Raw genomic sequence first — 25,653 nt, forward strand, 5'->3', positions numbered from 1 at the left:
CTAGACCTCCAACACCGTCGGCACGATCATCGGCTGGCGACGGTACTTCTCGGCCACCCACTTGCCGACGGCACGCCGGGCGGCCTGGGCGAACCGGGTCGGGTCGGTGATCTTCTCCGCGACGAGCGACTGCAGCGATTCCTCGACGAGGCGGGTGACGGGCTCGAGGGCCTTGGGGTCCTCGGAGAAGCCGCGCGACTGTAGGTGCACCGGCCCGGCGATCTTGCCGGTGGCCCGGTCGAGCACGATGGTGACGGCGATGAAACCCGATGACAGCACCAGGCGTTCGCCCAGCGTGGCGTCGCCGACGTCACCGGTCACCAGACCGTCCACGAACATCTTGCCGACCGGGACCGCGCCGGAGATCTTGGCCCGACCCTTGACGAGGTCGACGCTGACGCCGTTCTCGGCCAGCACGATGTTCTCTTCGGGCACACCAGAACTTGCGGCCAACGCGGCGTTGGCACGCATGTGGCGCCAGGTGCCGTGCACCGGCATGACGTTGCGCGGACGTACCCCGTTGTAGAGGAACAGCAGCTCCCCGGCGTAGGCGTGGCCCGAAACGTGAACGCGCACTTGCGCGTTGGTGACGACGCGCACGCCGATCTTGGCCAACGAGTCGAGCACGTCGAAGATGGCCTCCTCGTTGCCCGGTATCTGCGACGAGGACATGATGATCAGGTCGCCCCGGGTCAGCGTGATGCTGCGGTGCTCACCGCGCGACATCCTCGACAGCGCGGCCATCGTCTCGCCCTGCGTGCCGGTGGTGACCAGGGTTATCCGGTCCGCGGGCAGCAGTTCGGCGGCGGCGATGTCGACCACGTCGTCGTCGCCGACGTTGAGAAAGCCGAGATCCTTGGCGATCCCCATGTTGCGCACCATGGATCTGCCGACGAAGGACACCTTGCGCCCGAGGGCCACCGACGCGTCGACGATCTGTTGCACGCGGGCGACGTTGGAGGCGAAGCACGCGACGATGACGCGCCCCTCGGCACCGCGGATCAACCGGTGCATGTTGGGCCCGATCTCGCTCTCCGACGGGCCCACACCGGGGATTTCGGCGTTCGTCGAGTCGCACAGGAACAGGTCGACGCCGGCGTCGCCGAGCCGCGACATGCCCGGCAGGTCGGTGGGCCGGCCGTCGAGCGGCAGCTGGTCGAGCTTGATGTCACCGGTGTGCAGCAGCGTGCCCGCGCCGGTGTACACGGCGATGGCCAGCGCGTCGGGAATGGAGTGGTTGACGGCGAAGTACTCGCACTCGAACACGCCGTGGTTGCTGCTCTGCTTCTCGGCGACCTCGACGAACACCGGCTTGATGCGGTGTTCCCGGCACTTCGCGGCGATCAGCGCCAGGGTGAACTTCGATCCGACGACGGGGATGTCGGGGCGCAGCTTGAGCAGATGCGGAATGGCGCCGATGTGGTCCTCGTGGGCGTGGGTGACGACCAGTGCCTCGATGTCGTCGAGCCGGCCTTCGATGTGCCGCAGATCCGGCAGGATCAGGTCGACGCCGGGCTCGTCGTGGCCGGGGAACAGCACGCCGCAGTCGATGACCAGGAGGCGTCCGAGGTGCTCGAGAACGGTCATGTTGCGGCCGATCTCGCTGATGCCGCCGAGCGCGGTCACCCGCAGCCCGCCCGGCTCCAAGGGGCCGGGAGGGACGAGTTCGGCGGTCATCGGAGCACGCCAGCTGCCCGCATGTCTGCCTCCAGCGCGTCGACCTGAGCGCTCGTCGCGGGGATCTGCGGAAGTCGCGGATCCCCAGTGTTGAAGCCCAACAATTGAAGTCCTGTCTTGGCCATGGTGACGCCGCCGAGACGGTTCTGGGCGTCGTTGAGGGTGCCGAGGCTGACGTGAATCTTGCGTGCCGTCGCAGGATCCCCGGAGGTGAAGGCCGACAACATGTCTCGCAACTGACTTGCCGCCAGGTGGCCCCAGACGCTGATGAATCCGGTCGCCCCCATGGCCAGCCACGGCAGGTTCAGGGCGTCGTCGCCGGAATAGTAGGCCAGCCCGGTCTCGGCCATGATCATCGCACCACCGTGCAGATCGCCCTTGGCGTCCTTGATGGCGACGATGTTCGGGTGCGGCGCGATCGCCCGAACGGTGTCCCATTCGATCGGCACCACCGAGCGGGGCGGGATGTCGTAGAGCACGTTGGGCAGCGCCGTGGCGTCGGCGACGGCGGTGAAGTGCGCGACCAATCCGGCTTGCGGCGGCCGTGAGTAGTAGGGCGTGACGACGAGGAGTCCGTGGGCGCCCTCGGCTTCACAGGCCTTCGCCAGGTGCACGCTGTGCGCGGTGTCGTACGACCCGGCCCCGGCGATGACCCTGGCGCGGTCCCCCACGGCCTCCAGGACGGCGGCGAGCAAGGCGAGCTTCTCGGCGTCGGTGGTCGTCGGCGATTCGCCGGTGGTCCCCGACACCACGAGACCGTCGCACCCGGAGTCGACGAGGTGCTTGGCAAGCTTCTTGGCGACAGCCAGGTCTACCGAGCCGTCCGGGCCGAACGGCGTCACCATGGCCGTCAGCATGGTGCCCAGACGGGCGCTGACATCGAATCCGCTGGTGGTCACGCGGTTGAGATTACCCGCTCGACACCGGCGATCACGAGCACCGGTGCTAGTCGCCGAGCACACCCGCGCGCCGCATCGCGGCGGAGATCAGTTCGAAGTCGATGCCGACGTGGGCTCGGGCCACGGCGTCGGCGTCGTCGGCGCGGCCGTCGGCGATTGCGTCGACCAACTCCTCGTGCTCGTGCAGCGAGCGCAACTCCATCTCCCGCATGGTCAACGGCTCGCCCCACAGATGGGCCGGCGCGCCGATGCTGACCGAGGCCTCCAGGTCGAGGAGGACCTGCTTGAGCACCGCGTTGTGGGCGGTGTCCATGATCGCCAGGTGCAGCCGGCTGTCGGCTTGCTGGGCGGCCAGCCCGGTGTCGGCGGTCCGGTACGCCTCGAGCGCGTGTCGAAGCCCGTCGACGTCGGCCGCGGTTCTGGCGTCGGCCGCCGCGCGGCACACCGCGCCGTGGAGTCGCGCGATCGCGTCGCATCGGTCACGCAACTCACCGAGCCGCATCGCCAGGGTGCGACGCACCGCCTCCGTGGACGACTCGGGCCACTGGTCGACGACGTAGGAACCCCCGCCCCGGCCGCGGCGGGTCTCGAGCAACCCGCGGTCGACCAGCCGGGCCAGCGCCGCCCGCACCGTCATGCGGCCGACGCCGAGCGCGGCGGCGAGGTCGCGTTCGACCGGCAGCCGGGCGCCGGGCAGGTACTCGCCGATGGCGATGGCCGTGACGAGCCGGTCGGTGATCTCGTCGACTCGCGTCGGCATGTCCAATTGCTGCGCGAGCAGGCCCGACGGCGGCCCGGCGTCATGCTCGGCCATCGGTGCCTCCCCCCGTCGTCGATACCGCGAATGTTAATTCCCATCGATTGGTCTTGCAGCGAGACCATTGTGGGTACATGCTGAGCGCCATGCTCGTCCAGACCCGCACGGTGCCCTTCCTCGACGGCGAGACCTGGGTGCAGATCACCAGTCCCGACGCCCCCCGTCCCGACGCCCTTCCGTTGTTCGTCTTGCACGGCGGCCCCGGCATGGCGCACGACTACGTGCGCAACATCGCCGAGCTCGCCGACGAGACCGGTCGCGTCGTCGTCCACTACGACCAGATCGGCTGCGGCCGCAGCACGCATCTGCCCGAGGCGCCGCGAGACTTCTGGACGCCGGCGTTGTTCGTCGACGAGTTCCACGCCGTGCGTGCGGCCCTGGGAATCGACCGGTACCACGTGCTCGGCCAGTCGTGGGGCGGGATGCTGGGCGCCGAGATCGCCGTGCGCCAGCCCGACGGCCTGGTCTCGCTGTCGATCTGCAACTCGCCGGCGTCCATGGAGTTGTGGATGGCCGCCGCCGCGCTGCTGCGCTCCGAACTTCCCGAGGACACCCAACGAGCACTCGACCGTCACGAGGCGGCGGGCACCGTCACCGACCCGGAGTACCTCGCCGCGACGCAGGAGTTCTACCGACGCCACGTCTGCCGGCTGACGCCTACGCCCCAGGACTTCCTCGACAGCGAAGCGCAGATGGAAGCCGAACCCACGGTGTACCACACCATGAACGGCCCCAACGAGTTCCACGTTCTCGGCACGCTGAAGTCGTGGTCGGTCGAAGACCGCCTGGGCCAGGTCACGGCGCCGACGCTGGTGGTCGCCGGCGAGTTCGACGAGGCCACCCACGCCACCTGGAAACCGTTCGTCGACCGGATCCCCGACGTGCGCAGTCACGTCTTCGCCGGGGCCAGTCACTGCACCCACCTGGAACAACCAGCCGAGTTCCGGGCCGTCATCGCCTCATTCCTCACCGAACACGACCGATAGGAGACCCTCGTGGTCAACTCCGACACGCCACCGGCGCAGGGGCAGCGCACCCTCGAATCATTCGGCTACACACAGGAACTCAACCGCTCGGTGTCGACGGTCGACCTGCTGGTGTACGGGTTGGTCTTCATGGTGCCGATTGCGCCGTGGGCCATCTTCGGCACCGTGTACAACAGCGCGTCCGGCATGGTGCCGCTGGTCTACCTCATCGGCCTCATCGCCATGATCTTCACCGCGTTGGCCTACGCGCAGATGGCGAAGTCGTTCCCGCTGGCCGGCTCGGTGTTCTCCTACGTCGGCCGCGGCATTCACCCCAGCGTCGGCTTCTTCGCGGGGTGGGCGATCCTGCTGGACTACCTGCTGGTGCCGACGCTGCTGTACGTCTTCGCCGCCGAGTCGATGGTCGGGCTGTTCCCCGGCAGTCCGCGGTGGGTGTGGGCGATCGTCTTCGTCATCGTCAACACGATCATCAACCTCGCCGGAATCAGCCTTCTCAAGTTCGCCAACCGGGTGTTCCTCGCCATCGAACTGGTCTTCGTGGTGGTCTTCGTCGTCATCGCGGTGCGCGCCATCAACGGACAAACCCTGCCGAACGTCGGATGGAGCACCCTGCCGATCTGGGACTCGAGCACCGTCACCGCACCTCTGATCGCGAGCGCGCTGTCGATCGCGGTGCTCAGCTTCCTTGGCTTCGACGGCATTTCGACGCTGGCCGAGGAATCGACGGGCCGCAAGAACCCGGCCGGCCGGGCGATGATCATCGCGCTGTTCGTCGTCGCGTTCCTGTTCATCACCCAGACGTGGCTGGCGAGTCTGCTCGCCGGCGGCCGCGAGTCGTTCAGCGATGACGAGGCCGGCAACGCGTTCTTCACCCTCGTCCAGGCGGCGTCCAACACGGGCTGGATGAACGCGTTCTTCGCGGTCAACGTCATGGCAGTGGGCTTTGCGAACGCGATGGCCGCCCAAGCCGCCACGAGCCGCCTGCTCTACTCGATGAGCCGCGACGGCCAGCTGCCCAGCTTCCTGTCGAAGATCAGCGGCCGCAAGGTCCCCATCGCGGCGATCCTCGTGGTCAGCGCACTCAGCCTGGTGTTGGTGCTGTTCTTCGTCGGACAGATCGGCTTGATCTCCTCGCTGGTCAACTTCGGCGCGCTGTTCGGCTTCTGCCTGCTCCACGTCTCGGTGGTCTGGTACTACGTGGGGCGCCAGAAGTCGAAGAACTACCTGCTGCACCTGGTGGTGCCGACGCTGGGCTTCCTGATCATCGGCTACGTGTTGTTCAACGCCGATTCACTGGCCAAGATCGGCGGTCTGGTGTGGCTGGTGATCGGCGCGATCGTGTTCGGCGTCAACGTCTTCCGCGGCAAGGGTGTACCGGAGCTGCCCGAGGAGAACGCGACGCACTGACTTCTGGCTTAGGGTGAGCCATGCCGGCCAAGACCATCGCCCCTCGCCTGCTCGCCGTCGTCGACGACGACATCCTGCCGCTGACCGAGCGGGGTGTCGACGCGGGCAACAAGGTCTTCGGCGCGGCGATCTTGCGAAAGTCCGATCTGTCGCTCGTCGTCGCGGGCACCAACGACGAGACCGACAACCCACTGCTGCACGGTGAGGTCAACACGCTCAACCAGTTCTACCGGCTCACCGACCGACCACCCACGTCCGACCTCGTGTTCCTCACCACCCACGAGCCGTGCACGCTGTGCATGTCGGCGATCACGTGGGCGGGGTTCGACAACTACTACTACTTCTACAGCCACGAGGACTCACGCGACAGCTTCGCCATCCCGCACGACCTGGTGATCCTCAAGGAACTGTTCGGCCTGGAGCCCGGCGGCTACCGGCGGTCCAACGCGTTCTGGACGGCGTATGCCCTGGCCGACCTCGTCGAGTCCGAGGACGAGCCGCTGCGGTCGCAGTTGCGGGCGCAGACCGCACGCATCAAGGCGCGCTATGCCGCGCTGTCGGATCGCTATCAGGAGTCCAAGGGCGACAACGACATTCCGCTCAGTTGACCCGCGCTGGCCCGGCCCGCAACTAGAGTCGGCGGCGCAGCGCCTCGACCAGATCGCCGCGCTCCCCCACCACGACGTCGTCGAGCTCCAACCACATTGCCATGGTGCGCAATTCGCCCGCGAGCGCCGCGGCCACCCGGCCGGCGTCCTGGCCCGGTTCGGTGAAGGCGCCGACGGCGTGCAGTGCGCCCCGGACACGATCGGCCTTGAGGTCGACCCGACCGACCAGTTCACCGTCCAGCATCAGGGGCCATACGTAGTAGCCGAACTGACGCTTGGGTTCGGGCACGTAGATCTCGATGCGGTAGTGGAAGTCGAACAGCCGCTCCACCCGCGGCCGGAAGAAGATCAACGGGTCGAACGGGCACAGCAGTGCCGTCCCCCGGTTCACCCGGGGCACCACCTGGCCGGCGCGGAGGTAGGCGGGCGCCGTCCATCCGTCGACCTCGACGGGCTCCAGTTCGCCCTCGGCGACCAGGTCGGCAATGACGGGTTTGGCCTGCCCCGCGCCCAATCGGAAGTAGTCGCGGATGTCGGTCTCGGTGGCGACGCCGAGCGCGGTCGCCGACCGCAGCACCAACGCGCGCACCGCGTCGGCGTCGGCCACCTCGCGGGCGAACACCTCGGGCGGCAGCACCCGCTCGCTGAGGTCGTAGTGCCTGGCGAATCCGACGCGGGTGGCCGTGGTCAACGTGCCGGCCGCGAACAGCGCCTCGGCCACCCACTTGGTGTCGCTGCGATCCCACCACGGGCCCTTGCGTCCGCGCGGTTCGGCGGCCAGATGCGCCTCGATCTGGCCGGCCGTCGCCGGACCCAGTTCGCCGACCGCGGTGACGACGTCGTCGGCCAACTGCCGGTTCTTGCGGACGATCTCCTTGCCCCACCTGCCGTCGGCGTATTCGCGCATGCGCCACCGCAACAGGGGCCAGTCGTCGACGGCCATCAGCGCGGCCTCGTGGGCCCAGTACTCGACGAGCAGACGTGGCGACCTAGCGGAATGGCTCCACGCCGCCCGCTCGAGGATGCCGCGGTCGTACGGCCCGAGCCTGCTGAAGATCGGCGCGTAGTGCGCCCGAACGGCGACCGAGACCGAGTCCAGTTGCAGCACCTGGATTCGGGACACCAGCCGCCTGAGGTGCGCGCGGGTCACCTGGCCGGTGGGCTTCGGCTCGGCGAACCCCTGCGCCGCGACGGCGACCCGGCGCGCCTGAGCGGCGGTGAGCTTCATGCCCGGACGTAGGTCGAGAATCGGTAGCGCAACCCCGACGCGCTGGTGAGCCAGTCGCCCTCGGTGCCGACCCACGCCTCGTCGAGCACCGGTGCGACGGCGTCGTCGTCGTCTCGGGTCAGCGCGACGTCGACCTCGGTGACCTCACAGCGGGTGGCCAGCGGCACCGCGAGCGCGTAGATCTGCGCCCCGCCGATCACCCAGGCGTCGCCGTCGGTCAGCCCGTCGTCCAGGCTGCCCACCACGGTCGCCCCGTCGGCCACGTAGTCGGCGTGCCGGCTGACGACGACGTTTCGCCGACCGGGCAGCGGTCGCACCTTCGCTGGCAGGGACTCCCAGGTGAGCCGACCCATGACCACGGTGTGACCCAACGTCAGGTCCTTGAAGCGTGCCTGATCCTCGGGCAACCGCCACGGAATGCCGTTGGCCCGCCCGATGACACCCGACGACGACTGCGCCCAAATGAGACCAACGCTCATACGGCGACGGGAGCCTTGATCCCCGGGTGCGGATCGTAGTCGACCACCGCGACGTCGTCGTAGGTGTAGTCGAAGATCGAATCCCGCGGTGCGAGAACGAGTTTCGGATACGGCCGGGGATCTCGGCCGAGCTGCAACCGGACCTGGTCGACGTGGTTGTCGTAGACGTGGCAGTCCCCGCCGGTCCACACGAACTCGCCGACCTCGAGGCCGGCCTGGGCGGCCATCATGTGCGTCAGCAGGGCGTAGCTGGCAATGTTGAACGGCACGCCGAGGAAGAGATCGGCGCTGCGCTGATACAGCTGGCAGGACAACTTTCCGTCGGCCACGTAGAACTGGAAGAAGGCGTGGCACGGTGGCAACGCCATCTGGGGAATCTCGCCGACGTTCCAGGCCGAGACGATGTTCCGGCGCGAGTCCGGGTCGCGCTTGAGCAGTTCGAGGGCGGCGCTGATCTGGTCGACGTGGTCACCCGAAGGGGTCGGCCAGGACCGCCATTGCACGCCGTAAACGGGACCCAGTTCGCCTGTCGGACTTGCCCATTCGTCCCAGATCGTGACGCCGTGGTCCTGCAACCAGCCGACGTTGGAGTCGCCGCGCAGGAACCACAGAAGTTCGTAGACGACCGACTTGAGGTGCACCTTCTTCGTGGTGATCAGCGGGAACCCGGCCGCGAGGTCGTAGCGCAGTTGACGTCCGAACAGACTGCGGGTCCCGGTGCCGGTCCGGTCGGACTTGGGGGTCCCGGTCTCGAGCACCAGTCGCAACAGATCCTCGTACGGCGTTGGGATCGACACGACGCCAGTTTACGGGCAGCCCCCGACAGGTGAGACGGCACTCAGGGCCGCGAGTCCCTCGGGCGGGGAGTAGAACGGAGGTCATGCCCACGATCACAGACACCATCACCACCGGGGACGGAACGTGTCCGGTCACGCTTGCGACGCCCGACGGCGAGGGGCCGTGGCCGGGGGTCGTGATGTACCCCGACGCCGGCAGCCGTCGCCCGGTGTTCGACGAGATGGCCCAGAAGTTGGCCGACTACGGCTACGCCGTGTTGGTGCCCGACGTGTACTACCGCCACGGCCAGTACGCGCCCTTCGACCTGAACACCGCCTTCAGCGACCCCGAGGAGCGCACCCGGGTGATGTCGATGATGGGCAGCGTCACCCCCGACCTGATGGCCGAGGACGCGGTCGCGTTCTTCGACTATCTCGAGTCACGCTCGGAGGTCTCCGGTACGGCGTTCGGCACGACCGGCTATTGCATGGGCGGACGTACCTCCCTGGTCGTCGCGGGCCGCGTTCCCGAGCGAGTGGCGGCGGCGATGTCCGTCCACGGGGGCGGCCTGGCGACCGACGATCCGGGCAGCCCGCATCTTCTGGCCGATCAGATCAGCGCCGCGGTGTACGTGGCCGGCGCCGAGAACGACGGTTCGTTCACCGCCGAGCAGGCCGAGACCCTCGAGAAGGCGCTGACGGCCGCGGGCGTCGAGCACACCATCGAGACCTACCCCGCCGCGCACGGATTCGCGGTCTCCGACCACCAGGCGGTCTACGACCCCGCCGCCGCCCAGCGGCACTGGGACGCGATGGAGCACTTCTTCGGCGCCAAGCTGGGCTGAGGCGTCGGCGGGGCCGTTTTGCCTAGTCCTTGCCCCGTAGGCGACCATTGACCCGTGTACGACCAACCCTCTACCGAGCCCGATCCCTCCGACCCAGGGTTTCGCATCGACCCGGTCCTGGCCAGGAGCTGGTTGCTGGTCAACGGTGCGCAGCCGGACCGGTTCGCCCCCGCCGCGCACTCGCGCGCCGACATCGTCGTCCTCGACATCGAGGACGCCGTGGCGCCGAAGGACAAGGACGCCGCCCGCGACAACGTGCACACCTGGCTGACCTCCGGGAACGACGACTGGGTGCGCGTCAACGGGTTCGGCACCCGGTGGTGGGCCGACGACCTGGAGATGCTGGCGGCCACCTCGGTCGGCGGGGTGATGCTGGCGATGGTGGAATCCGTCGACCACGTCATCGAGACCGCGAAGCGCTTGCCCGACGTCCCGATCGTCGCCCTGGTCGAGACCGCAAGGGGGCTGGAGCGGATCACCGAGATCGCCGCGACGAAGGGCACGTTCCGGCTGGCCTTTGGCATCGGCGACTTCCGCCGCGACACCGGCTTCGGCGACAACCCGGCCACCCTGGCCTACGCCCGGTCGCGATTCACCATCGCGGCGAAGGCCGCCCATCTGCCCAGTGCCATCGACGGACCGACCATCGGGTCGAGCGCGCTGAAGCTCATCGAGGCCAGCGCCGTCTCCGTCGAGTTCGGCATGACCGGCAAGATCTGCCTGACGCCGGATCAGTGCCCCGCGGTGAACGAAGGGCTGTCCCCCTCGCCCGACGAAATCAGTTGGGCGACGGAGTTCTTCGCCGAGTTCCAGCGAGACGGCGGTGAGATCCGCAACGGCTCGGATCTGCCCCGCATCGCGCGGGCCACCAAGATCCTCGATTTGGCCAAGGCCTACGGCATCCACTCATCGGAATACGGCGACGACCCCGACCACGTCCCGGCGCCGTCGGACACCTACCACTACTGATCCCGGTGACGCACGAACGACGCCAGGGCGCGGACGATTCCGCGTCCGGCGTACACCGCGGCGGCGACCGACACCACGATCATCACGATGAACATCACCAGCCAGTTGCTGCGGCTGTGGCTGACGTTCCACCACACGATGGTGAACAGGACCGCGCAGACGAACACCACGATGTCGCGCCAGTTGCCGCGATAGGACTGGGCGAGTTCCAGCAGCGACCGGTTCTTGTCGACGGCGGCGATGAGGTCGTCGACCCGGATGTCGATGACGCGCTGGAGTTCGGCACGCCGCTCGGTCTGCTCCGCCGGAAGACGTTCCAGCAGGTCCATGTCCTGCTTGATCAATCCCCGTACGTCGGGTCCACGCAGGTTGCCGGCGACGACGCCGAGAAGTGCGCCACCGGCGATCGGTGCCCCCGCAAGGGCGAGTTCGGCGATACCCGGCATGATCGTCTCCTCCGTCAGGCCATGAGCGTAACGGTCGGCGCGGGCCGACCGGGTGGGATCATTGCGTCAGTCGAGCCGCGACCGTCGCGCCAAGGTCCCAGCACGCCTCCAGGCCGGCCTTCGTCGGTCGTCCCGAAACCGTCACGTAGTCAGCGGCTTTCACCCAGCCCAGCCCGGTCGTGATGGCGGTGACGCCCCGTTCGGCGCCCTCGACGCCTTCGTTTCCGTGGAGGTACAGGCCGAACGGACGCCCGCGGGTGGAGTCGAGGCACGGGTAGTAGCAGACGTCGAACGCGTGCTTGAGCGCCCCGCTCATGTAGCCGAGATTGGCGGGCGTGCCCAGCAGGTATCCGTCCGCGGTGAGCACGTCGGTCGGCGACACCGTCAGCGCCGGTCGTCGGACGACGTCCACGCCCTCGATCTCGGGCGTGGTGGCGCCGGACAGGACTGCTTCGAACATCTCCTGGGTGTGCGGCGACGGGGTGTGGTGCAGGATCAACAGCGTCTTGCTCACTGCCGCTGCTCCTGCATGGCGACGGCCTTCTTCATCGTCTCCCTGGCCCGGCCCCGGTCGCCGGCGTAGTCGTAGGCGCGGGCCAGTCGATACCACCGCACCCACTCGTCGGGGTGCTCCTCGACCTCGGCACGCACGGCGTCGAAGAGACCGTCGGCGGCCTCGCGTTCGATGCGGCCCGACGGCCGTCGGGGCAGCGCGTCGACGTCGAGCTCCATGCCCTGCTCCCGCGCCAGGCGGGCCAGGCGCTGATGCGCGAACCCGGCGCGCAGCGTGGCGATCAGGGCCCACAGCCCCACCACCGGCAACAGGAAGATCGCAACGCCGAGCCCGATCGCGGCGGGCCGGCCCGATGCGACGAGGAGCACGCCGGCCCGGCCGAGAAGCACGAAGTACACCAGCATCGCGAGGCACATGAACCCGATCAGCACCTGGATGCGCAGCGCCCGCGAGCCGTCGTTCGCGCTCACAATCCCATGAGGGGTTCGATGCCGATCGTCAGCCCCGGGTGGTCGGCGACGTTGCGCACGCCCAGCAGCACGCCGGGGACGAACGAGGTGCGGTCCAGGCTGTCGTGGCGGATGGTCAGCGTCTCCCCCATGGTGCCGAACAGCACTTCCTGATGGGCGACCAGGCCGGCCAGCCGCACGGAGTGCACCCGCACACCGTCGACGTCGGCGCCGCGGGCTCCGTCGATGCCGGTGCTGGTGGCATCGGGGCTGGGCGGCAACCCCTTTCGCGCCTCGGCGATCATCCGCGCGGTGCGGGTGGCCGTGCCCGACGGCGCGTCGGCCTTGAAGGGGTGATGCAGTTCGATGACCTCGGCGGACTCGAAGAACCGCGCCGCCTGCCGGGCGAACTCCATCGACAGCACCGCGCCGATCGCGAAGTTGGGTGCGATGAGCACCGAGACGTCGGGTGCGTCGGCGAGCCACGACCTGACCTGGGCGATCCGCTCGTCGGTGAAACCGGTCGTGCCGACCACGGCGTGGATGCCGGCGCCGACGAGGAACCGTAGGTTCTCCATCACGACGTCGGGGTGGGTGAAGTCGACGACGACCGCGGTCTGGCTGTCGGTGAAGAGGGTCAACGGCTCCCCCGCGTCGACGCCCGCCGAGAAGGTCAGGTCGTCGGCGGCCTCGACGGCATCGACGATCGTGGCGCCGACCTTTCCCTTGGCACCCAGCACTCCCACACGCATGGTGGCAGCCTACTTCCCCGAGCCGACCGGCCCGGATGGGTCCTCACTGCGGCAGTGCGGCCCTGGCCTTGAGGGCCAGCCACAGCTCCATCCGGTCGTCGCCGTCGTCGAGACGCCGGCCGGTCAACGCGGCGATTCGATCGATGCGATTACGAACGGTGTTGCGGTGCAACGACAGTCGATGCGCGGCCGGGTCCCAGGCGCCGTTGACGCGCAACCACTGGTCCAACGTGCGCAGCAGCTCCAGCCGGTCGCGCGGGTCGAGGTGGTCCAGCGGCGCCAGCACGGCGTCGGCGAAGCCGCGCACCACGTCCGGCGGCCCCACCGACAGCAGCAGCGACACCGTCTCCCCTTCACTGGCGGTGACGATGCGGCCGAGTTGCCCGCTGATCGGCAGCAGAGAGCGCGCCTGCATCGCCGAGATCGCCAACGTCTCGGGGGCCGTGGCGGCACCGATGCCCGCGGGCCGACCCGGCGCGTGCGCCGCGACGGCATCGGTCAGGGCCGCCAGATCGGAGTGCGCCACCTCCACCGTGGCTCCCTGCACCCGCACCAGCGCGCCGTCCAGGCCCAGGTGGACGCGGAAGGCCAACGACTCCGGGTCGTCGGCCGCGACGACGGCGACCTGGTAGTAGGCCCCGGTGAGGCCGACGCTCGCCGAGAGGTGTTGGGCGCGTTCGCGTTTGATCCCCGGCCTCAGCAGTTGGGTGAACACCTGGCCGCGACGGCGCCACTCGGTCTGGTCGGACAGGTTGCGCCGCTCGACGTCCAACGCGATCAGCGACACCAGCACCGTCGACGAGTTGCGCGACGTCACGTCCATGTCCGCACCGAGCACCACGTAGGCCAGCGGTATCCCGGCCCCGACGACGTGGACCTCCACGTCGCCGACCATCGACCAGCCGCCGCGCTGCGCCCGCGGGTCGAACGGGGCCCGGCAGGCCCGTTCGACGAACGACGCGTCGGCGCCCGCCGTCGCCGCCATCGGGCGCCCCCGGCTGTCGCAGACCACGCACGGTGTCCCGCTGGACGTCGACCACGCCGACAGCAGGGCCGCCAGCGGCGCGGCGTTGGTGGCCACCGCCGTGAGTCTGCGGTTGATCTCCATCGCGGTCTGCAGGTCCTGGCGCTCCTGGGCGGCGATGGTCTCGAAGACCCACTTCGTGACGGCGATGAACGGCGTCTCGTCGGGCACCGTCAGCAGCGGCACTCCGACCTCGCCGGCCGCCTGCCGCAGCGCGTCGGGGCAGTCCCGGTAGGGCAGACCGTGGCCCAGCCCCAGGGCCACGCCCGCCACGCCGGCCTCGGCGCACTCGGAGAGGTAGGCACGGCAGTCCGGCACGGTCATCGGCAACAACAGGCCGACGGTCATCAGCAGTTCGCCGCCGCGCAGCCAGTCACCGGGCGAGGTCAGCTCGGACACGTGCGCCGAGGTGACCTGCCGGCCCACCCCGTCCGAACCGGCTGCGACCTGCAGGTTCAACGCGGGATCGGCGACGACGTCGGCGACGGTGATCATCGCCCACCTCCCCCGCTGTGCATTTCGCCCAATGGTAATGGACACATTGAACAAATCGGCCATGGCGGACGCCCGCCCACGGGCGGAGGGTGACGTGCACCACCCACCCACCAACGTTGCGGGAGCCACCCATGTCGTCCACCTCGCCCGGGGCCACCGACGGCCGCACCGGTTCGATGATCGAAACCCGATCCATCGACTATGTGCCCGACGACGAACGCCACGGCAAGGTCTCACACCAGGGGCCGTTCTGGTTCGTCGGCAACTTCCAGCCGTTCACCCTCGCCCTGGGCTTCGTCGGCCCCAGCCTCGGCCTGTCGCTGTGGTGGACGATCGTCGCCGGACTCGCCGGCATCGCCTTCGGCACGCTCTTCATGGCGTTCCACGCCACCCAGGGACCGGTCCTCGGACTCCCCCAGATGATCCAGTCCCGGGCCCAGTTCGGGTACCGAGGCGTGCTGCTGCCCCTGATCGGGACGCTGTTCACCTTCGTCGGCTTCAACGTGGTCGACGTCGTCATCATCAAGTCGGGCCTCGAATCGATCTTCGGCTGGAACCCCGTTGTCGTGGCAGTGGCCATCACGGTCATCGCGGCGCTGGTCGCCATCTTCGGACACGACTTGCTGCACAAGAGCTTTCGCGTGCTCTTCTGGATCTCCCTGCCCCTGTGGATCGTGCTGACGTGTGGCGTGCTGTTCGGCGGCGTGACGGGAACCGCCACCAGCGCGGGCGGTTTCACGTTCGTCGCCTTCCTGGCCCAGTTCAGCGTGGCGGCGTCCTACAACATCACCTACGCCCCGTACGTGTCCGACTACAGCCGCTACCTGCCGCGCAACACCAAGCCGTCGGCGATCATCGCGTCGGTCTTCGTCGGCGCCGCCGCGTCGCCCGCCTGGTTGATCCCGCTCGGCGCGTGGATGGCGACCTACCTGGGCGCGAGCGACGCGCTGGCGGGCATCAACCAGACCGGCAACGACACGTTCTCCTACCTGGGCAGCGTGCTGGCTGTCGTCTCGACACTGGTGCTGGTGGCCACGATGGGACTGAACGCCTACAGCGGAATGCTCACCGTCGTCACGGGTCTGGACTCGCTGAGGTCGGTCACGCCGACGCGCAACCTGCGGGTGGTGACCATCGTGGTGCTGGCGGTGGTGTGGCTGATCGGCAGCCTGCTGCTGTCCAACGCGACGACCGCGCTCAACACCACGCTGCTGATCATGCTGTACCTGCTGGCCCCGTGGACCGCGGTCAACCTGACCGACTACTTCTTCGTCCGCCGGGGGCACTACGCGATCGCAGAGTTGTTCACGCCCAACGGAATCTACGGCGCCTGGTCGTGGCGCGGGCTGGTCGCCTTCACCGCAGGCGTCCTGGCCGAGATCCCCTTCGTCGACCTGCCGTTCTTCGTGGGACCCGCCGCCACGGCACTCGGGGAGGTCGACGTCGCCTTCATCGTCGGCCTGCTGGTGTCCGGCCTGGTGTACATCGCCGTCACCCGATCGCTGGACGTCTCCGGCGAACTCGCCTTCATCGACTCCAAGGAGCATGCGTGACCGACCGTCCCGTCGTCGGACCTCCCGACGCCAGCCGCGTCCCCCGCTACACCGACCCGGCCACCTTCGCCCGGCTGCCCCGCATCGACCAGGTCGCCGACGCCGACGTGTGCATCGTCGGCATCCCCTTCGACAGCGGAGTGTCCTACCGGCCCGGCGCCCGCTTCGGCCCGGGTCACGTGCGGGCGGCCTCGAAGTTGTTGCGGCCGTACAACCCCGCCCTGGACGTGTCGCCGTTCGCCAACCAGCAGGTCGCCGACTGCGGCGACATCGCGGTCAACCCGTTCGACATCGAGGAGGCGATCGCCACGATCGACTCGTCGATCACCGACCTCCGCACCCACGGTTCGACGGTGCTCACCATCGGCGGTGACCACACCATCGCGCTGCCGATCCTGCGCTCGCTCGCCCGCGACCACGGGCCCATCGCGGTGCTGCACTTCGACGCGCACCTCGACACCTGGGACACCTACTTCGGCGCGCCCTACACGCACGGCACGCCGTTCCGCCGGGCCAGCGAAGAGGGCCTCATCGACATGGAGCGCTCCCAGCACATCGGCATCCGCGGACCGCTGTACGGCAAGCAGGACCTCGAGGACGACGCCGTGCTGGGATTCCAGGTGATTCGGTCCGACGACTACGAATTCGACGGCGTGAAGAGCATCGTCGACCGGATGCGGGCCCGCCTGGACGGCGGTCCCGTCTACGTCTCGGTCGACATCGACGTGCTCGACCCCGCCCACGCCCCGGGCACCGGGACGCCGGAGGCGGGCGGCATGACGTCGCGCGAACTGCTGAACACGCTGCGGGGGCTCGTCGGGCTCAACGTCGTCGGCGCCGACATCGTCGAGGTGTCCCCCGCCTACGACCACGCCGAGATCACCGGCATCGCGGCCGCGCACGTCGGCTACGAGCTGTTGTCGGTGCTGGCGGCCAATCGCTGAAGGTCCGACTCGGCCTCCGCGAGGGCCGCCGAGGCGGCCGTCAGCGCCGTCGCGGCAGCCCGTGACGCCCCCTCCGCCTCGGAGTGATCGGCGTCCGCGACGCTCAGTGCGCGTTCCGCGGCGCTCACCGTCTCCAGAACCTTCTCGTACCGCCGGCGCGCCGTCGCGAGCGCGGCCGCCCGGTCCACCAGCGCCTCGTCGGCCTCGGTCTTGGTCTGCTCGGCGACTCGAGCGGCGCGTTCCGCCGATGCGAGGCGCTCCCGGGCCGCGGCCACCTCGCGCTCGTCGGGCCCGGGCTGCACCGGCGGTGGCTTCGGCGACGCGGACGCCTTCGCCTTGGGCGCGGGACCGACCGCGGTGACCGTGCCGAATTCGCCGAAGCCAGACCACCTTTCGGCCTTCTCCAGCCGACCCAGCCGGGACGCGACGGTGGGATCGGCGACGGCGGCCTGCAACGTACCGACGACGTCGTCGCGCAGCGTGGCCGAGGGGTGCGCGACGTCGGCCGCGGCGAAACCGGCGCGCACCAGTTCGTCGACCAGCCTGCGTTGCGCCGCCGACGACTCGCGAATCTTGGCACCGTCCATGGCCGCGTGCGCGGCCCGAAGCCGTTCGCCGATCTCGGCGAGCCTGTCGGTGGCGGTGCCGTCGGCGCGGACGAGCGCGTTGACCACCCACGCCGCCGTCGTCGGCCGCCGTGCCGCGCCAATGGTCCGGGCCGCCTCCTTGTCCCCACGTTTCTTGGCCGCGGCCACCAACTCCTTGCGCAACTCGGTGAACTCGGCCGGGTCGACGCCGTAGAGCCGGTCGAGATCCTCCTGCTCACCGGAACTCGTATTCACAGCGGGGACGCCCCGCGAAGGTGCTCGAAGATCAGCGACGTCTGGGTGCCCGCCACGTCGGCGTCGGAGTTGAGGTTCTCCACGACGAAGGACCGAAGGTCGTCGGTGTCGCGCGCCGCCACGTGCAGCAGGAAGTCGTCGGCACCGGCCAGGAAGTAGACGTCCATCACCTGGGGGCGGCTGCGGATGTTCTGGATGAAGCTGCCGATCTTGCCCCGCGCGTTCGCCTGCAGACTGACCGAGATCATCGCCTGCATCGGCAGCCCGATGGACGCGGGGTCGATGTCGGCGTGGAAGCCGCGGATGACGCCGATGTCCTGCAGGCGCCGGACCCGGCCGTGACAGGTCGACGGCGCGATGCCGACCAGGTCCGCGAGCGCGGTGTTCGACAACCGCGCGTCGCGGTGCAGCGCGGTCAGCAGGCGCCGGTCGGTGGCGTCCAGGTCGGCGGGACGAACATTCTTCGGCGGCTCCGGCACGGACGCGGCCATCTTCGAAGATCCTTCTGGCATTGATCGACTTTATCGAATCTATGACGAACTCGTTGCCATCGAACCGCACGTTCTTCACAATTTATCCAACAGATGTCGACTGAAGGAGCTGTCATGCGCGTCGGAATCCCGACCGAGGTCAAGAACAACGAGTACCGGGTGGCCATCACCCCGGCCGGGGTGGCCGAACTGAGCCGCCGCGGTCACGAGGTACTCGTCCAGGCCGGCGCCGGCGAGGGCTCGGCCATCTCGGACACCGACTTCAAGTCCGCGGGCGCGCAGATCGTCGACACCGCGGACCAGGTCTGGGCCGAGGCCGATCTGCTTCTCAAGGTGAAGGAGCCCATCGAGGCCGAATACGGTCGGATGCGCAAGGGCCAGACGCTCTTCACGTACCTTCACCTCGCCGCGTCGCGGCCGTGCACCGACGCGCTGATGGCGTCGGGTACCACGTCCATCGCGTACGAGACCGTTCAGACCGCCGACGGCGCCCTGCCGCTGCTGGCCCCGATGAGCGAGGTCGCCGGACGACTGTCCGCTCAGGTCGGCGCCTACCACCTGATGCGCACCCAGGGCGGCCGCGGCGTGTTGATGGGCGGCGTCCCCGGCGTCGCGCCGGCCAAGGTCGTGGTGATCGGCGGCGGCATGGCGGGCGACAACGCCGCCGCCGTCGCATGGGGCATGGGCGCCCACGTCACCGTGTTCGACCTGAACGTCAACACGCTGCGCAAGATCGACGCCGAGTACGGCGGCGCCATCGAGACCAGGTACTCGTCGGCTCTGGAGCTGGAAGAGGCGGTCAAGCAGGCCGACCTGGTCATCGGCGCGGTGCTGGTCCCCGGCGCCAAGGCCCCCAAGCTGGTCACCAACTCGACCGTCGCGGGCATGAAGTCGGGCGCGGTCCTGGTGGACATCGCCATCGACCAGGGCGGTTGCTTCGAGGATTCCCGCCCGACCACGCACGACGACCCGACGTTCGCGGTGCACGACACCGTCTTCTACTGCGTGGCCAACATGCCGGGCGCCGTCCCGCGCACGTCGACCTTCGCCCTGACCAATGCGACCATGCCGTACGTCGTCAAGCTCGCCGACAAGGGCTGGAAGGCGGCCTGCGCCGCGGATGCCGCACTGGCCAAGGGCCTTTCGACGCACGAGGGTGCACTGGTCTCCGAGCAGGTCGCCGCCGACCTCGGGCTGCCCTTCACCGATCCGGCCGGGTTGCTGGCCTGAGCGTCTCGTCGAACTTGACACCTGTCAAGTAAGCTGTGGGCATGCTGCTCACCGACGTTCTGCCCGACGCGCCCACGACCGCGACCGAAGCGCTGGCGATCTACGACGCCGCGCCCGCCGTCGAGCCGGACTTCATGGTCGGCACCTGGCACGGGGCCGAGCTGCCGACGAACCACCCGCTGGACGGCATGCTGGCCGCCAGCGGGTGGTGGGGCAAGCAGTTCGTCGACGCCGAGACCGTCCATCCCCTGCTGTTTCCGACCGCCGACGGTTCGGCGCTGTGGGCGCTCAACCCCGCGCTGGCCTTCGGCGGACTCGGCGTGGCCACCCGCGTCCCCGGAATCCGTAGCCGCGACTTCTCCGGTGCCATCGCAAAGCTCAAGCCGGTGCTCGGCACCACCGCCCCCAAGGCGCGGCTGCGCGCGACGCGGTACCGCGGCGTCGACACCGCCACGATGGTCTACGACCAGCTCCCGATCAACGACGTGTTCCGGTTGCTCGACGATGCGCCCGGATCCGAAACCGTGCTCGGCGCCATGGACCTTCGCGGATCCACCCGGCCCTACTTCTTCGTGCTCCGGCGCGACGAATCGCTGCGCGTCCGTTAGCCCGCCGACAGGTACGGCAGTACCACCTTGGTGACCTCGCCGACCAGCGGCCGTAGATCACCAGCGTCGGGATCGTCGGCCTGCGACCTGGTCATGATCGACAGCACCGCCCGTCGGCCGTCGGGACCGTAGACGACGCCGACGTCGTTGGTGCTGCCGTAGCTCCCGCCGCCCGTCTTGTCGGCGCTGGTCCACCCGGCAGGCAGGCCGGCGCGCAGGCTGGAGGTCTGGTTGCCGCGCATCCAGCGCTCGAGTCGACCGCGCTGCGCAGGCGCCAAGACGTCGCCGGTCAGCAGGCGCCGGAAGCCGACGCCGAGCGCGCGGGGCGTGCTGGTGTCCCGGGGATCGCCCGGCACGGCGGAGTTCAGTGCGGTCTCCCAGCGGTCGAGCCGGGTCCGGTCGTCGCCGAGCGTGCGCGCGAAGTCGGTGACCGCGGGCGGCCCGCCGATGATGCGCAGCAGCCAGTTTCCGGCGGTGTTGTCACTGCGCTGCAGCGCCGCCTCGCACAGTTCGCCGATCGTCATCGTCTGACCGACGCGCTGCTCGGTGACCGGTGAATTCGCGACGACGTCCGCGGCGTCGATCCTTACCGCGTCGCTCAGGTGCACGGCCCCGGCCTGATCCAGCTGAAGCACCCGGCTCGACGCGTAGACCTTGAAGGTCGAGCACATGGCGAACGGGTCGTCGGCACGGTTGTCGACCTGCCGACCGCTGTCGAGGTCGACGGCCGAGACACCGACGAACGCGCCAAACCGGTTCTCCAGGGCCGTGATCGAGTCGGCGACCACGCGGGCGCCGTCGGTCGGCTCGGCCTGGGTGGGCGTCGCCGCAGCCACCGCCAGACCGGCCAAGGCTCCCGCGCCGACCAGCAGTCCGCGTCGTGAGATGGCCGACCCCATCAGCCGGCGATCGACCGAAGTGCTTGCGGCAGTGACTTCTTGGAGCGGTGCGGGCCGAGCACCGCGGCGCCGTAGGGACGGCTCAACAGTTGGCGTGCCACCGCATTCACTTCCTCGAGACTGACGGCGTCGATGAGCGCCAAGGTTTCGTCGATGGTCCGGTGCTTGCCGAAGTTCAGTTCACTTCGGCCGATCCGGTGCATCCGCGAACCGGAGTCCTCGAGTCCGAGCACCAGACCACCGCGCAACGAGCCCTTGGCGATCCGGCATTCGGCGTCGGTGATCCCGTCGCGGGCCACCTCGGCCAGCACGTCCGAGGAGACCTGCGTGACCTCGTCGAAGCGTTCCGGCAGACAGGCCGCGTACACCGACAGGGCACCAGAGTCGGAGAAGGTGTCGATGCTGGAGTACACCGAGTAGGCCAGGCCGCGCGTCTCCCGGATCTGTTGGAAAAGGCGCGAACTCAGCCCGCCACCGAGCGCACCGTTGAGCACCGACAGCGCCCAGCGGTGATTCCAGTGCCGGCCGGGCGTCCGCACGCCGAGGAACACGTGCGTCTGCTCGCCGTCGCGGTTGACCAGTTGCAGACTCGGCCGGCCCGGCACTCGACCCGTGCCCTTGCGGGGCGCCACGGGTTCACGGTCCGTGCGCAGACGCGGACCGAAGTACTCCCTCACCAACGCGACCACCTGGTCGTGGTCGACGTTGCCGGCCACCGCGACCACCATGCGTTCCGGTGTGTAGCGCCGCACGTGGAACGAATGCAGTTGTGTACGAGTCATCGTCGAGATCGACTCGACGCTCCCGATCACCGGGCGGCCCACCGGATGGTGCCCGAACATCGCCGACAGGAAGACGTCTCCGAGGGTGTCCTCGGGATCGTCGTCGCGCATGGCGATCTCTTCGAGCACGACGTCGCGCTCGACCTCGACGTCCTCGGCGGCGCACCTACCACGCAGCACCACGTCGGCGACCAGGTCGACCGCCAACTCGAGGTCGGTGTCCAGGACGTGCGCGTAGTAGCAGGTGTGCTCGCGGGCGGTGAACGCGTTGAGCTCACCGCCGACCGCGTCGACCGCCTGGGCGATCTGCACCGCCGAGCGCGTCGGCGTCGACTTGAAGAGCAGATGCTCCAGGAAGTGGGCGGCGCCGGCCACGCTCTGACCTTCGTCGCGCGAGCCGACACCCACCCACACTCCCACGGACGCCGAGCGCACCGACGGGACGAACTCCGTGACTACCCGGAGTCCGCCCGGCAGTGTGCTGCGGCGGACGTGGTTAGTTGCTCGCTGTCGCGGCATCGGCGGATTCGGCACCCGTATCCGTCGTGACGTCGGCGTCGACGGGCTCCGGAGATGCCTCGGCGGCGTCGGACTCCTCGGCGACCAGAACCAGCGAGATCTTGCCGCGGTTGTCGATGTCGGCGATCTCGACGCGCAACTTGTCGCCGACCTTCACCACGTCCTCGACCTTGGCAATGCGCTTGCCGCGACCCAACTTCGAGATGTGCACCAGGCCGTCACGACCGGGCAGCAGCGACACGAATGCGCCGAAGTCGGTGGTCTTGACCACGGTTCCGAGGAACCGCTCACCGATCTTGGGCAGCTGCGGGTTGGCGATGGCGTTGATCAGGTCGATCGCGGCCTGCGCAGCCTCGCCGTTGGAGGCGCCGACGAACACGGTGCCGTCGTCCTCGATCGAGATCGACGCACCCGTCTGCTCGGTGATCGAGTTGATCATCTTGCCCTTGGGCCCGATGACCTCGCCGATCTTGTCGATCGGCACCTTGATCGTGGTGATCCGCGGCGCGTAGAGGCTCATCTCGTCGGGCTCGTCGATGGCCTCGGCCATGACCTCGAGAATGGTGATGCGAGCGTCCTTGGCCTGTGCGAGCGCACCGGCCAGCACCTTGGACGGGATGCCGTCGAGCTTGGTGTCGAGCTGCAGCGCGGTGACGAAGTCCTTGGTGCCTGCGCACTTGAAGTCCATGTCGCCGAAGGCATCCTCGGCGCCGAGGATGTCGGTCAGGGTGACGAAGCGACGCTCGGTCTTGCCGTCCACCTCGACGTCATCGGACACCAGACCCATCGCGATGCCCGCGACCGGAGCCTTCAGCGGCACACCGGCATTCAGCAGCGACAGGGTCGACGCACACACCGAGCCCATCGACGTCGAACCGTTGGAGCTCAACGCCTCCGACACCTGACGGATGGCGTACGGGAACTCCTCGATGCTCGGCAGCACCGGCATCAAGGCGCGCTCGGCGAGCGCGCCGTGGCCGATCTCGCGACGCTTGGGCGAACCGACGCGGCCGGTCTCACCGGTCGAGTACGGCGGGAAGTTGTAGTGGTGCATGTAGCGCTTGGAGGTTTCCGGTCCCAGCGAGTCGATCTGCTGGGCCATCTTGACCATGTCCAGAGTGGTGACGCCCATGATCTGGGTCTCGCCACGCTCGAACAGGGCGCTGCCGTGCGCACGCGGGATGACGGCCACCTCGGCCGACAACGCGCGGATGTCGGTGATGCCACGGCCGTCGATGCGGAAGTGGTCGGTGAGGATGCGCTGCCGAACCAGCTTCTTGGTCAGCGAGCGGAACGCCGCGCCGATCTCCTTCTCACGACCCGCGTAGGTCTCGGCCAGGCGATCGAGCACCTCGGCCTTGATCTCGTTGGTGCGGTCGTCTCGCTCTTCCTTGCCGGCGATGGTGAGCGCCTTGGCCAGCTCGTCGGTGGCCACCGAGGACACCGCGTAGAACACGTCGTCCTGGTAGTCCGGGAACACCGGGTAGTCGGCGACCGGCTTGGCGGCGCTGTCGGCCAGTTCCTTCTGGGCGTCGCACAGGGCGGCGATGAACGGCTTGGCGGCTTCGAGGCCCTCGGCCACGACGGCCTCGGTGGGCGCACCCGCGCCACCGGCGATGAGCTCGATGACCCGGTCGGTGGCCTCGGCCTCGACCATCATGATCGCGACGTCGTCGGCAGTCTTGCGACCCGCGACGACCATGTCGAACACGGCGCCCTCGAGCTGCTCGACCGTCGGGAACGCGACCCACTGGCCGTCGATGAGCGCGACGCGCACGCCACCGACGGGACCGGAGAACGGGATGCCCGAGATCTGGGTAGACGCCGACGCGGCGTTGATGGCCAGCACGTCGTACAGATCCTTGGGATCGAGGCTCAGGATCGTCACGACGACCTGGATCTCGTTGCGCAGACCGGAGATGAACGTCGGGCGCAGCGGCCGGTCGATCAGGCGGCAGGTCAGGATCGCGTCGGTGGAGGGACGGCCCTCACGACGGAAGAACGAGCCGGGGATGCGGCCAGCGGCGTACATCCGCTCTTCGACGTCGATCGTGAGCGGGAAGAAGTCGAAGTGGTCCTTGGGTTGCTTGCTCGCCGTGGTGGCGCTCAGCAGCATGGTGTCGTCGTCGAGGTACGCGACGACGGAACCGGCGGCCTGCTTGGCCAGCCGGCCGGTCTCGAAGCGAATGGTGCGGGTGCCGAAGCTCCCGTTGTCGATAACGGCGGTCGATTCGAAGACGCCGTCTTCTATTTCAGTTGCAGACATACGTGTGTCAGGCCTCTTTGGTTCTCGTGTGGTGCGCATTCGCACCCCTTTTTTCGCGCGACACGCAGGAGAACCCGGGAATTACGACGGCCGTCGATCGAAGCGGTCGGAGCCTCCCCTGTCTCGGGGGCTCCGGCAGCCACTACCGAAGACCGCCCATTGAAGAGACGGGTCCTGCCGGTGACGCACTGGAACGGTGCCCGCGGATATGCGCGAACCGCACCGACGTTCGAGCCAGAACAGGCTCAAAACATGTCCATGTTACACCGCGGCAATCATCGAACCCGCCGCTGGGGCCGTTACGACACGTCCTCGACGCACACCGTGAACTGGCGCTCGTCGTAGGCGTATCCGGTGCCGGTCGCGCACTGGTCGACGTTGGCGACGTCCGCGATGATCTGGGTGGCACGTTGACGATTCGGTACGGAACGATCCGCGCAGTCGACCCGGACGGGGTCACGACCGTTCTCCGGGTCGACGCTCATGCACCCGCCGACCACCCAGTCGACGTCCATGCAAATGGTCGAACCCGATCCGCTGAACGAACTCCGCGTCGAGTAATACGTGTCGACGTCGGCGGGGCATTCGTCGGTGTTCTGGACCGCGTCGACGACGCGGAAGTTGGACTCCGGGCTGCCGCACTGCACGCGGGCGGTCTCCGGCCGGTCCGGCGGACCACCGACCTCGAGGCAGTCACCCACCTGGACGTCGGCGGCCGCCGCGGGTGAACACCCTGCCAGCGCCGTCGCCACGGCGACGGCCGCGAGCAGGGCCTTCACCGAAGGCTAGCGGCGCAGGCCCAGGCGCTCGATCAAGGAGCGGTACCGCGCCACGTCGACCTGGGCGATGTACTTGAGGAGACGACGACGACGACCGACCAGCAGCAGCAAGCCGCGGCGCGAGTGGTGATCGTGCTTGTGCATCTTGAGGTGCTCGGTCAGATCGGAGATGCGCTTGGTCAGCATCGCGATCTGGGCTTCCGGCGATCCGGTGTCGGTCTCGTGCAGGCCGTACTGGCCGAGGATTTCCTTCTTCTGCTCTGTGGTGAGCGACATGACACTAACTCCATCCATGGGTTCGCGAATGATGACTAAGGCGTGGCCGCCGCGAACTGCAGCACACGCTGGGCCGTCGGGGAGTCTAACAGC

The 25,653-nt window shown here is 68.7% G+C and carries 27 protein-coding genes; 9 read left to right on the top strand and 18 right to left on the bottom strand.

The features are described 5' to 3' along the window. The 3 genes from H7J06_RS25425 to H7J06_RS25435 all read right to left on the bottom strand — a co-directional run bounded on the left by H7J06_RS25425 (nt 1) and on the right by H7J06_RS25435 (nt 3,390). Nucleotides 1-1,677: a ribonuclease J gene (locus tag H7J06_RS25425; RefSeq protein ID WP_264042173.1), complete on the bottom strand. Its 1,677-nt coding sequence runs from the start codon at nt 1,675-1,677 to the stop codon at nt 1-3. Then, complete coding sequence (dapA, locus tag H7J06_RS25430) at nt 1,674-2,534, bottom strand: 4-hydroxy-tetrahydrodipicolinate synthase (protein WP_275079912.1); 861 nt, start codon at nt 2,532-2,534, stop codon at nt 1,674-1,676. The genes H7J06_RS25425 and dapA overlap by 4 nt, the downstream gene beginning before the upstream one ends. Nucleotides 2,535-2,622: 88 nt before the next feature. Further along, complete coding sequence (locus H7J06_RS25435; protein WP_264042175.1) at nt 2,623-3,390, bottom strand: FadR/GntR family transcriptional regulator; 768 nt, start codon at nt 3,388-3,390, stop codon at nt 2,623-2,625. An 89-nt stretch (nt 3,391-3,479) separates the two neighbouring features. Between H7J06_RS25435 and H7J06_RS25440 the strand changes: the two genes are divergently transcribed. Genes H7J06_RS25440 through H7J06_RS25450 form a run of 3 tightly spaced genes read left to right on the top strand, consistent with a single transcriptional unit; the run spans nt 3,480 to nt 6,394 of the window. Continuing rightward, on the top strand, nt 3,480-4,379 hold the full coding sequence (locus H7J06_RS25440; protein ID WP_264042176.1) for a proline iminopeptidase-family hydrolase: 900 nt from the start codon (nt 3,480-3,482) through the stop codon (nt 4,377-4,379). Nucleotides 4,380-4,388: 9 nt separating this feature from the next. After that, nucleotides 4,389-5,786, top strand: a complete 1,398-nt coding sequence (locus H7J06_RS25445; RefSeq protein ID WP_264042177.1) for an APC family permease — start codon at nt 4,389-4,391, stop codon at nt 5,784-5,786. Nucleotides 5,787-5,806: 20 nt separating this feature from the next. Continuing rightward, the gene (locus H7J06_RS25450) at nt 5,807-6,394 is read left to right on the top strand and encodes a nucleoside deaminase (protein WP_264042179.1); all 588 of its coding nucleotides are present in this window, start codon (nt 5,807-5,809) and stop codon (nt 6,392-6,394) included. Nucleotides 6,395-6,416: 22 nt separating this feature from the next. Here H7J06_RS25450 and H7J06_RS25455 read toward each other — a convergent pair whose 3' ends face one another. Genes H7J06_RS25455 through H7J06_RS25465 form a run of 3 tightly spaced genes read right to left on the bottom strand, consistent with a single transcriptional unit; the run spans nt 6,417 to nt 8,898 of the window. Beyond that, entirely contained in the window at nt 6,417-7,622 is a 1,206-nt protein-coding gene (locus H7J06_RS25455; protein ID WP_264042180.1) for a winged helix-turn-helix domain-containing protein, read from the bottom strand. Further along, nucleotides 7,619-8,101: a dihydrofolate reductase gene (locus tag H7J06_RS25460; RefSeq protein WP_264042181.1), complete on the bottom strand. Its 483-nt coding sequence runs from the start codon at nt 8,099-8,101 to the stop codon at nt 7,619-7,621. The genes H7J06_RS25455 and H7J06_RS25460 overlap by 4 nt, the downstream gene beginning before the upstream one ends. After that, nucleotides 8,098-8,898: a thymidylate synthase gene (locus H7J06_RS25465; RefSeq protein ID WP_264042182.1), complete on the bottom strand. Its 801-nt coding sequence runs from the start codon at nt 8,896-8,898 to the stop codon at nt 8,098-8,100. Before H7J06_RS25465 ends, H7J06_RS25460 begins: the two co-directional genes overlap by 4 nt. 83 nt (nt 8,899-8,981) lie before the next feature. On the opposite strand from H7J06_RS25465, the gene H7J06_RS25470 reads away from it, so the two are divergent. Further along, complete coding sequence (locus tag H7J06_RS25470; protein WP_264042183.1) at nt 8,982-9,722, top strand: dienelactone hydrolase family protein; 741 nt, start codon at nt 8,982-8,984, stop codon at nt 9,720-9,722. A gap of 54 nt (nt 9,723-9,776) precedes the next feature. Continuing rightward, nucleotides 9,777-10,691, top strand: coding sequence for an HpcH/HpaI aldolase/citrate lyase family protein (locus tag H7J06_RS25475; RefSeq protein WP_264042184.1), 915 nt, complete (start codon nt 9,777-9,779; stop codon nt 10,689-10,691). Here H7J06_RS25475 and H7J06_RS25480 read toward each other — a convergent pair. From H7J06_RS25480 to H7J06_RS25500, 5 genes are read right to left on the bottom strand one after another with little or no spacing between them, the layout of a single operon-like run. Beyond that, nucleotides 10,685-11,137 carry a hypothetical protein gene (locus tag H7J06_RS25480; RefSeq protein ID WP_264042185.1) on the bottom strand — a complete coding sequence of 151 codons (453 nt, stop codon included), beginning with the start codon at nt 11,135-11,137 and terminating at the stop codon, nt 10,685-10,687. The two genes, H7J06_RS25475 and H7J06_RS25480, sit on opposite strands and share 7 nt — an antisense overlap. A gap of 58 nt (nt 11,138-11,195) precedes the next feature. Beyond that, nucleotides 11,196-11,651, bottom strand: coding sequence for a flavodoxin family protein (locus tag H7J06_RS25485; RefSeq protein ID WP_308205833.1), 456 nt, complete (start codon nt 11,649-11,651; stop codon nt 11,196-11,198). Continuing rightward, on the bottom strand, nt 11,648-12,067 hold the full coding sequence (locus H7J06_RS25490) for a hypothetical protein (RefSeq protein ID WP_264042224.1): 420 nt from the start codon (nt 12,065-12,067) through the stop codon (nt 11,648-11,650). The genes H7J06_RS25485 and H7J06_RS25490 overlap by 4 nt, the downstream gene beginning before the upstream one ends. Before the next feature lie 50 nt (nt 12,068-12,117). Next, entirely contained in the window at nt 12,118-12,852 is a 735-nt protein-coding gene (gene dapB / locus H7J06_RS25495; protein ID WP_264042187.1) for a 4-hydroxy-tetrahydrodipicolinate reductase, read from the bottom strand. A 43-nt stretch (nt 12,853-12,895) separates the two neighbouring features. After that, on the bottom strand, nt 12,896-14,371 hold the full coding sequence (locus tag H7J06_RS25500; protein ID WP_264042188.1) for a PucR family transcriptional regulator: 1,476 nt from the start codon (nt 14,369-14,371) through the stop codon (nt 12,896-12,898). A gap of 131 nt (nt 14,372-14,502) precedes the next feature. Between H7J06_RS25500 and H7J06_RS25505 the strand changes: the two genes are divergently transcribed. Both H7J06_RS25505 and speB read left to right on the top strand, forming a co-directional pair. Further along, nucleotides 14,503-15,924 carry a purine-cytosine permease family protein gene (locus tag H7J06_RS25505; protein WP_264042189.1) on the top strand — a complete coding sequence of 474 codons (1,422 nt, stop codon included), beginning with the start codon at nt 14,503-14,505 and terminating at the stop codon, nt 15,922-15,924. Then, nucleotides 15,921-16,868, top strand: coding sequence for an agmatinase (speB, locus tag H7J06_RS25510; protein ID WP_264042190.1), 948 nt, complete (start codon nt 15,921-15,923; stop codon nt 16,866-16,868). Before H7J06_RS25505 ends, speB begins: the two co-directional genes overlap by 4 nt. On the opposite strand, the gene H7J06_RS25515 is transcribed toward speB, so the two are convergent. After that, nucleotides 16,832-17,710, bottom strand: coding sequence for a hypothetical protein (locus H7J06_RS25515; RefSeq protein WP_264042191.1), 879 nt, complete (start codon nt 17,708-17,710; stop codon nt 16,832-16,834). The two genes, speB and H7J06_RS25515, sit on opposite strands and share 37 nt — an antisense overlap. Further along, nucleotides 17,707-18,222, bottom strand: a complete 516-nt coding sequence (aldR, locus tag H7J06_RS25520; RefSeq protein ID WP_264042192.1) for an HTH-type transcriptional regulator AldR — start codon at nt 18,220-18,222, stop codon at nt 17,707-17,709. The genes H7J06_RS25515 and aldR overlap by 4 nt, the downstream gene beginning before the upstream one ends. Before the next feature lie 93 nt (nt 18,223-18,315). Between aldR and ald the strand changes: the two genes are divergently transcribed. Both ald and H7J06_RS25530 read left to right on the top strand, forming a co-directional pair. Further along, nucleotides 18,316-19,431 (top strand): alanine dehydrogenase, encoded by a 1,116-nt coding sequence (ald, locus tag H7J06_RS25525; RefSeq protein ID WP_264042193.1) that lies wholly within the window; start codon nt 18,316-18,318, stop codon nt 19,429-19,431. A 41-nt stretch (nt 19,432-19,472) separates the two neighbouring features. Beyond that, nucleotides 19,473-20,039: a DUF4334 domain-containing protein gene (locus H7J06_RS25530; protein WP_264042195.1), complete on the top strand. Its 567-nt coding sequence runs from the start codon at nt 19,473-19,475 to the stop codon at nt 20,037-20,039. On the opposite strand, the gene bla is transcribed toward H7J06_RS25530, so the two are convergent. The 5 genes from bla to rpsO all read right to left on the bottom strand — a co-directional run bounded on the left by bla (nt 20,036) and on the right by rpsO (nt 25,560). After that, nucleotides 20,036-20,938, bottom strand: coding sequence for a class A beta-lactamase (gene bla / locus H7J06_RS25535; RefSeq protein ID WP_264042196.1), 903 nt, complete (start codon nt 20,936-20,938; stop codon nt 20,036-20,038). The two genes, H7J06_RS25530 and bla, sit on opposite strands and share 4 nt — an antisense overlap. Then, entirely contained in the window at nt 20,938-22,239 is a 1,302-nt protein-coding gene (locus H7J06_RS25540) for a M16 family metallopeptidase (RefSeq protein WP_264042197.1), read from the bottom strand. The genes bla and H7J06_RS25540 overlap by 1 nt, the downstream gene beginning before the upstream one ends. Then, nucleotides 22,217-24,505, bottom strand: a complete 2,289-nt coding sequence (locus H7J06_RS25545) for a polyribonucleotide nucleotidyltransferase (protein ID WP_264042198.1) — start codon at nt 24,503-24,505, stop codon at nt 22,217-22,219. Before H7J06_RS25545 ends, H7J06_RS25540 begins: the two co-directional genes overlap by 23 nt. 299 nt (nt 24,506-24,804) lie before the next feature. After that, nucleotides 24,805-25,284, bottom strand: a complete 480-nt coding sequence (lppU, locus tag H7J06_RS25550; protein ID WP_264042199.1) for an LppU family putative lipoprotein — start codon at nt 25,282-25,284, stop codon at nt 24,805-24,807. 6 nt (nt 25,285-25,290) lie between these two features. After that, complete coding sequence (gene rpsO, locus H7J06_RS25555; RefSeq protein ID WP_140688001.1) at nt 25,291-25,560, bottom strand: 30S ribosomal protein S15; 270 nt, start codon at nt 25,558-25,560, stop codon at nt 25,291-25,293. Nucleotides 25,561-25,653 lie beyond the last annotated feature (93 nt).

Origin of the sequence: Mycolicibacterium hodleri, from assembly GCF_025822245.1 — a bacterium.
Taxonomy (GTDB): Bacteria; Actinomycetota; Actinomycetes; order Mycobacteriales; family Mycobacteriaceae; genus Mycobacterium; species Mycobacterium hodleri.